A 6999-nucleotide genomic window follows, 5' to 3' on the forward strand; every position below is an offset into this window, starting at 1 on the left:
GGTCGCCGTGAGCGGAGACCTCGTGGTGGGGGTTGCCGAGATCGGCCTGTACCTGGCGGCGGCCCGCACCCGGGGACCGCGGCGGACGCGGCCTGGGCGGTGGGGCGCCGTCGAAGCGGGGCGACGGCGCCGGTTGCACCACCCCCTCGATCTCGACGAAGGTCCCACGCTCCCGGTGATGCGGATGCTCGACGGTCTCGGCGAGCGACAGCACCGGCGCGTAGCAGGTGTTGCTGCCGAGGAACAGCTTGTCCAGCTCCGCGCGGTCGTAACGCTCGATCCGCTCGGCCAGAATCCGGCGGTACGCGTCCCAGTTCTCCGTGTCGAACTGGTTGTCACGCAGTTCGTCCGGCAGGTCGAGGATGTCGCACAGCTCCTGCCAGAACGGCGCTTCGATGGCGCCGATGCTGACCCACTGCCCGTCCGCGGTGCGGTAGACGTCGTAGAAGAACGCGCCGGTGCCGAGCAGGTGCGTGCCGCGTTCGTCGCTGAACAGCCCCTCCGCCCGGTAGGTGTGGAACATGGCCATCAAGGCCGAGACGCCGTCGATCATGGCCGCGTCCACCACCCGGCCGCCACCCCCGCCGCGAGCGGCGAGGATCGCCGCCAGCATGCCCATGCCGAGCAGCATGCCGCCGCCGCCGAAATCGCCCACCAGATTCAGTGGTGGCACCGGTGGCTCACCCTTGCGGCCGATCGCGTGCAGCGCTCCGGCCAGCGCGATGTAGTTGATGTCGTGTCCCGGCATCGAGGCCATCGGGCCGCTCTGCCCCCAGCCGGTCATCCGGCCGTAGACCAGATCCGGATTGACCGACATGCAGTCCTGGGGGCCGACACCGAGCCGCTCGGCCACCCCGGGCCGGAAGGTCTCGATCAACCCGTCCGCGCTCGCGCACAGCCGGCGCACCACTGCGGCGCCCGCGGCCGTCTTGAGGTCGACCGCGATGTGGCGTCTGCTGCGGAACATGATCGAATGCCCCTGCGCCGCCCAGGGATTGCCGCCTGGGCGGTCGACGCAGATCACCTCCGCGCCGAGATCGGCCAGCATCATCCCGGCGAAGGGGCCGGGGCCGATGCCGGCCAGTTCGATGATCCGCACGCCCTCGAGGGGTGGCCGGGCGGCCCCGGTCACGAGCCCGCCACCACGGGCATGCCGCCCTTGTTGGCGGCGATATCGGCGTGCACTTCCTCCGGGTTCGCCACGGCGACGGCCTTCTGGCCGTGCGGCACCTCGATCGCCGAGTTGAAGGTGCGAAGGATATCGAACGCCGTCTTCTCGTCGTCGTGGGGAAGCAGTCGGCCGATGCGGTGGGCGGCCGATACCAGCGGGCGGATCGCGGGCAGCACATGCCGCCACGGCGTGCGTTCGGCGCCGAGGGCGGTCAGCACGTCGGCGGGGATCCAGGAGTGCAGCAGGCCGTAGGCCAGGGCCAAGCGACGTTCGGTGGTCATGAACTTGGCGATGGGGCCGGGAAGCACTTCCACGTCGCCGGGCGGGTTTTCGACGCTGTAGGCGATGACCGAGTGCACGACATCGCGGCACAGCTCGTCCGGCGGCTGCTCGATCAGGGTGTGCACTTCGGTCTTGCGCCGCGCGTCCTCGTAGTCGGTGTGCAGGATGTCCTCCGGGACGCCGATCACGTACCCCACGTAGCGGCTGAGCGCGAAGATGTCCTCCAGTTCCCGGTCGCTGTAGCGGAAGCCGGAGTTCTGCACGGCATCGATGAACTTCACCCCGAACTGCCCGGCCTGAGTGACCATCCCGTCGAGGTTGTTGATCGGGACGCCCCAGTTCGCCCAGTCCCAGGCTTCCGAGCGGCTCAGGCTGTGCCGGACGGCGGCGTGGATCATCCGCACCTTCGCGGTGAGCCGGAAGCCCTCCTCGAACCGGTGCATGCCGCCGGGGGTGTAGGCGGCGACGACATAGCGGAAGCTCTCGATCAGCCGGGTACCGACCTTGTCGGACTGCCGCAACCGACCGCTGAACAGGACCGGACGGGTGGCGCTGTACATGGAGAACCCGCCGGCGATGGTGGCCCAGGCGAGAACCGGCGGCACGATCGGGCCCGCTCGCCAGAAGGCGACCGCGCCCCGGTAGAGCTGGTCGAAGTCGACCCAATCGGGGATCCGGTCGAGCTCCTCGAACAGGGCGACCAGGCCCGGACTCGGATCTTCCACGGCGTCGATGCCGTGTTCGAGCGCCAGGTCGAAGGTGCGCCAGTTGGTGGGGGTGGATTTGTCCTTGAAGTCCAGCATCGCCTGGTAGGCGTAATCGTCGGCGAGCAGGGCGTGGTCGGTGAGCTTCTCCACCAACTCGCGGCCGTACATCGCGATGGCTTTGTCTCTGTTGGCGATCCGACCGAGATCGATACCGCGGGGGAGCCCGGGGGGAACGTCGAGATCGCCCCGGAAGGTGCGCTCGCCCGGGCGCGTAGCTGCGCTGGTCATAGTCCGTCTCCTCGTTGTGACTGCCGTTACAGCGAGGGTAGACCCAAACTGAACACTATGTCTACACTCCGTGTCTGGCCTTGCGGTCCGATCGTGGTCGCGAGCGCCCCGACGTTGTCGCCTCCCGTGAGGAAATTCCGCATGACCGACCGATTCGATGCCGCCGTTCTCGCTCCGGACGACGAAGCCACCGATGCCCTGGAGCGCATCCTCCGTTCCCGGTGGAGCTGCCGGGCTTTCGCGCCGGAGCCGGTTCCGCGCTCGGAGATCGCCCGCATCCTGGATCTGGCTCGCCGCTCCCCGTCGTGGTGCAACACCCAGCCGTGGCATGTGCACGTGACCGAGGGGGCGGACACCGATCGGCTGCGGAAGGCGCTGCGCGCCGCGGTCGTCGCCGGTCCCGGGGGCGCGCCCCGCAATACCGTACCCGAGGCCGACGAGGGGGTCTATCGGGACCGCAGGCGGATCAGCGGCTGGCAGCTGTACGAGAGCCTCGGCATCGACAAGGGCGACCGGGTCGCGTCGGGCGAGCAGATGTTGCGCAACTTCGACCTCTTCGACGCGCCGCACGTGGCCATCGTGACCACGGAGCGGGCGCTCGGAGCGTACGGCGCCGTCGACTGTGGGATCTTCGTGTCGAACTTCGTCCTCGCCGCGCACAGCCGCGGGGTCGCCACGATCCCGCAGGCCGCGTTGGCGACGCAGGCTCCGCTGCTGCGCGAGCAGCTCGGACTGCCGCCGGAGCGCCAGGTGCTGCTCGGGATCTCCTTCGGCTACCCCGATCCCGGCCATCCGGTGAACGGCTACCGCACCGACCGGCAGGCGTTGGCGGAGGTGGCCACGTTCGTCGGCGACGGATCCGGCCAAGACTAGACAACGTGTTCAGACAAATTGTATGTTCCGGGAGTGCCTGATCGCCGTGGCACTCGCGAATACCCCTTTCACAGAGGAGTCCTCATGACGGACACGCAGGCGCTGATCTTCGACGCCGTCCGAACCCCGCGCGGCCGGGGAAAGAGTTCCGGTTCCCTGCACACGATCAAGCCGATCGATCTCGCCGCCGGGACGATCCGGTCGGTGCTGGAGCGCAATCCTTCGCTGGACCCGGCCCGGATCGACGACATCGTGCTCGGCGTGGTCTCGCCGGTGGGGGAGCAGGGCGGTGACATCGCGCGCACGGCCTCGCTGGTGGCGGGACTCCCACACACCGTCGCGGGGGTGCAGATCAACCGCTTCTGCGCCTCCGGTCTGGAAGCGGTGAACCTGGCGGCGCAGAAGGTGCGCTCCGGATTCGAGGATGTGGTGCTGGCCGGCGGCGTGGAATCCATGTCCCGGGTGGCGATGAGTTCCGACGGTGCGGCCTGGATGGACGACCCGGCCACCAACCTCGCCACCGGCTTCGTCCCGCAGGGCATCGGCGCCGATCTGATCGCCACCATCGAGGGATTCGGCCGCGCCGATGTCGACGAATTCGCGGCACGCTCGCACGAACTGGCCGCGAAGGCGGAGGCGGAGGGGCGCTTCGCCGGCTCCGTCGTCCCGGTCCGCGACATCACCGGCCGCGTCGTGCTCGATCGTCACGAGACCATCCGCCCCGGGACCAGCGTGCAATCCCTCGCCGCGCTCCCGCCGTCCTTCGCCGCCCTGGGGGCGCAAGCCGGATTCGACGCAGTCGCGTTGCAGGAGTTTCCCGAGGTCGAGCGGATCGATCACGTCCACCACGCGGGCAACAGCTCCGGCATCGTGGACGGCGCCGCGCTGCTGGTGATCGGCAGCGAGCAGGCGGGCGCGGAACTGGGAATGACCCCCAAGGGCCGGATCGTGGCGACCGCCGTGTCCGGCGACAATCCGACGATCATGCTCACCGCGCCCGCACCGGCCTCCCGGAAGGCACTGGCCAAGGCGGGACTGCGGGTCTCCGATATCGACCTGTTCGAGGTCAACGAGGCGTTCGCCTCGGTGGTGCTGCGCTTCGTGAAGGACCTCGACGTCGACATCGCGAAGGTCAACGTCAACGGCGGAGCGATCGCGATGGGGCATCCACTCGGCGCGACCGGCGCCATGCTCGTCTCCACCGTGCTGGACGAGCTGCACCGCACCGGCGGCCGCTACGGCCTGGTGACGTTGTGTGTCGGCGGTGGGATGGGCATCGCGACTGTCGTCGAAGCCCTCTGACCCCGCCGAGCCCTCCCGAAAGGACACCGAAAACACATGACCACCATCGCCATTCACCACACCCGTGATTCCGGCGGGATCGTCACCCTGACCATCGACGACCCGAATCAGCGGGTCAACACCATGAACTCGCTGTTCGTGGAGTCCCTCGCCGCCGAACTCGACGCCATCGAGAACGACGCGGACGTGACCGGAGTGATTCTCACCTCGGCCAAGAAGACCTTCTTCGCCGGCGGTGATCTGAACGATCTGCGCGCCGCGCGCCGCGACCGGATCGACGAGTTCGCCGCCTTCGTGCAACGCAACAGCGCGCTGCTGCGGCGACTCGAGAAGCTGCCGGTCCCGGTCGTCGCCGCGATCAACGGATCGGCGCTCGGCGGCGGCCTCGAGCTCGCTCTTGCGGCCCACCATCGGATCGTGGTCGACGCGCCGGGTGTGACGCTCGGCCTGCCCGAGGTGACGCTCGGCCTGCTGCCCGGTGCCGGCGGCGTGGTCCGTACCGTCCGCTTGCTCGGCGTGCAGGCTGCACTGCGCGATGTCCTGCTGAGCGGCAAGAAGCACCCGGTGGCCGGTGCGCTGGAGCTCGGCCTCGTCGATGCGACGGTGGCCACCGTCGAGGAGCTGATCCCGGCGGCGACCGCCTGGATTCGCGAGCACGCCGGCGCTCGCCAGCCCTGGGACACCGAGGGGTTCCGGATCCCGGGCGGGGCTCCGGGAGAACGCGGTGCGCCACTGCACGCCACGCTGCCCGCGCTGGCCGCGACGCTGCGGGCACAGACCAAGGGCGCGCCCGCGCCCGCGCCCGCGAACATCCTCGCCGCAGCGGTCGAGGGCGCCCAGGTCGATGTCGACAACGCGCTGGCAATCGAGGCCAGGTACTTCCTCGATCTGGCCATCGGCCAGATCGCGAAGAACATGATCCAGGCGAACTTCTTCGACATGCAGGTCGTCAACGGTCCGCGGGGTCGGGATACCGCCCGGGAACCGTGGTTGCCGCGCAAGGCGATCGTGCTCGGGGCGGGAATGATGGGGGCGGGCATCGCCTACCAGTGCGCGGTCTCCGGTATCGATGTCGTGCTCAAAGATGTCACGCCGGAGGCCGCCGAGCGCGGCAAGGGCTATTCGCTGCGGGTGCTCGACAAGCGCGTACGGGCCGGGCAGATCAGCGCGGCGACCCGAGACGAGGTGCTCGCGCGGATTACTCCGACCGCCGACGTCGCGGCGGCCGCAGGCGCGGACCTGGTGATCGAAGCGGTATTCGAGGATCCGGCGCTCAAGGCCGACGTGCTGCGCGAGATCGAACCACTGCTGGCGCCCGATGCGTTGATCGGGTCGAACACCTCGACCCTGCCGATCACCGGGCTCGCCGAGAACGTCTCTGCCCCCGATCGTTTCATCGGGCTGCACTTCTTCAGCCCGGTCGATCGGATGCCGCTGCTCGAAGTCATCAAGGGCGGACGAACCTCGTCCGAAACGGTCTCGCGCGCACTGGATCTCGCTCGCACGATCGGCAAGACGCCGATCGTGGTCAACGACAGCAGGGGCTTCTTCACCAGCCGTGTGATCGGTACCTTCGTCAACGAGGCGCTGGCGATGCTCGGCGAAGGTGTGCCCGCGCCGGTGATCGAGCAGGCCACCACCCAGGCAGGCTACCCGGCCCCGGCGCTGCAGCTCGCCGACGAACTCAACCTGGAATTGCTGCGCCGGGTGCGGGACGCCTCCCGTGTCGCCGCGGAGGCGGCGGGCGGCAGCTGGGATCCCCATCCGGCCGAGGCCGTTCTGGATCGCATGCTCGGCGAGTTCGGCCGCGCCGGGCGGTTGGCGGGCAGCGGGTTCTACGAGTACGAGGACGGCGCCCGCACCCGGCTCTGGCCCGGACTGCGGGCAGCCTTCGGCTCGCCGCGCGCCGACCTGCCCTTCACCGACCTGAAGGAGCGGATGCTCTTCGTCGAGGCGATCGAATCGGTGAAATGCCTCGACGAGGGTGTGCTCGAGTCGGTCCCCGACGCCAATATCGGATCGCTGCTCGGCATCGGCTACCCGGGCTGGACGGGGGGTGTGCTGCAGTACATCGACGGCTATCCCGGCGGTGTCGCGGGATTCGTCCGCCGTGCCGAGGAACTCGCCGCCGCCTACGGCGCTCGTTTCGCCCCGCCGTCGTCGCTCGTCGCGGTCGCCCGCGACGGTGGCACCTTGGCGGACGCGCATCGCGAGCGGCAGCCCGCGCTGTCCTGATCGCCGCATCGATTAATTCCCCTGGTGGGGGGGGCCCCCCCCCCGCGGGGCCCCCCCGCGCGGGGGGGCAGAGGGAAAAAAAAAAAAAAAAAACGAGCGGGGGGGGGGGGGGGGGGGGGGGAAAAACCCGGAAACGGGGCC

Annotated in this window: 5 protein-coding genes; 3 read left to right on the forward strand and 2 right to left on the reverse strand. The window is 69.4% G+C overall.

The features are described 5' to 3' along the window. Positions 1–1132 (reverse strand): CaiB/BaiF CoA transferase family protein (locus QH283_RS16150; protein WP_280503809.1); only part of this gene is annotated, 1132 nt, incomplete at its 3' end. Then, positions 1129–2448 (reverse strand): oxygenase MpaB family protein, encoded by a 1320-nt coding sequence (locus QH283_RS16155; RefSeq protein ID WP_086845831.1) that lies wholly within the window; start codon positions 2446–2448, stop codon positions 1129–1131. The genes QH283_RS16150 and QH283_RS16155, both read right to left, overlap by 4 nt. Before the next feature lie 141 nt (positions 2449–2589). Between QH283_RS16155 and QH283_RS16160 the strand changes: the two genes are divergently transcribed. From QH283_RS16160 to QH283_RS16170, 3 genes are all read left to right on the forward strand, one after another. After that, on the forward strand, positions 2590–3321 hold the full coding sequence (locus QH283_RS16160; protein ID WP_280503810.1) for a nitroreductase: 732 nt from the start codon (positions 2590–2592) through the stop codon (positions 3319–3321). Positions 3322–3405: 84 nt separating this feature from the next. Next, positions 3406–4623 carry an acetyl-CoA C-acetyltransferase gene (locus QH283_RS16165; RefSeq protein ID WP_086845825.1) on the forward strand — a complete coding sequence of 406 codons (1218 nt, stop codon included), beginning with the start codon at positions 3406–3408 and terminating at the stop codon, positions 4621–4623. 36 nt (positions 4624–4659) lie between these two features. Further along, a complete protein-coding gene (locus QH283_RS16170; RefSeq protein ID WP_086845823.1) occupies positions 4660–6858 on the forward strand; it encodes a 3-hydroxyacyl-CoA dehydrogenase NAD-binding domain-containing protein in 2199 nt (732 codons plus the stop codon). Positions 6859–6999 lie beyond the last annotated feature (141 nt).

Source organism: Nocardia farcinica (assembly GCF_029867845.1).
In the GTDB taxonomy this organism is placed as follows: domain Bacteria; phylum Actinomycetota; class Actinomycetes; order Mycobacteriales; family Mycobacteriaceae; genus Nocardia; species Nocardia farcinica_A.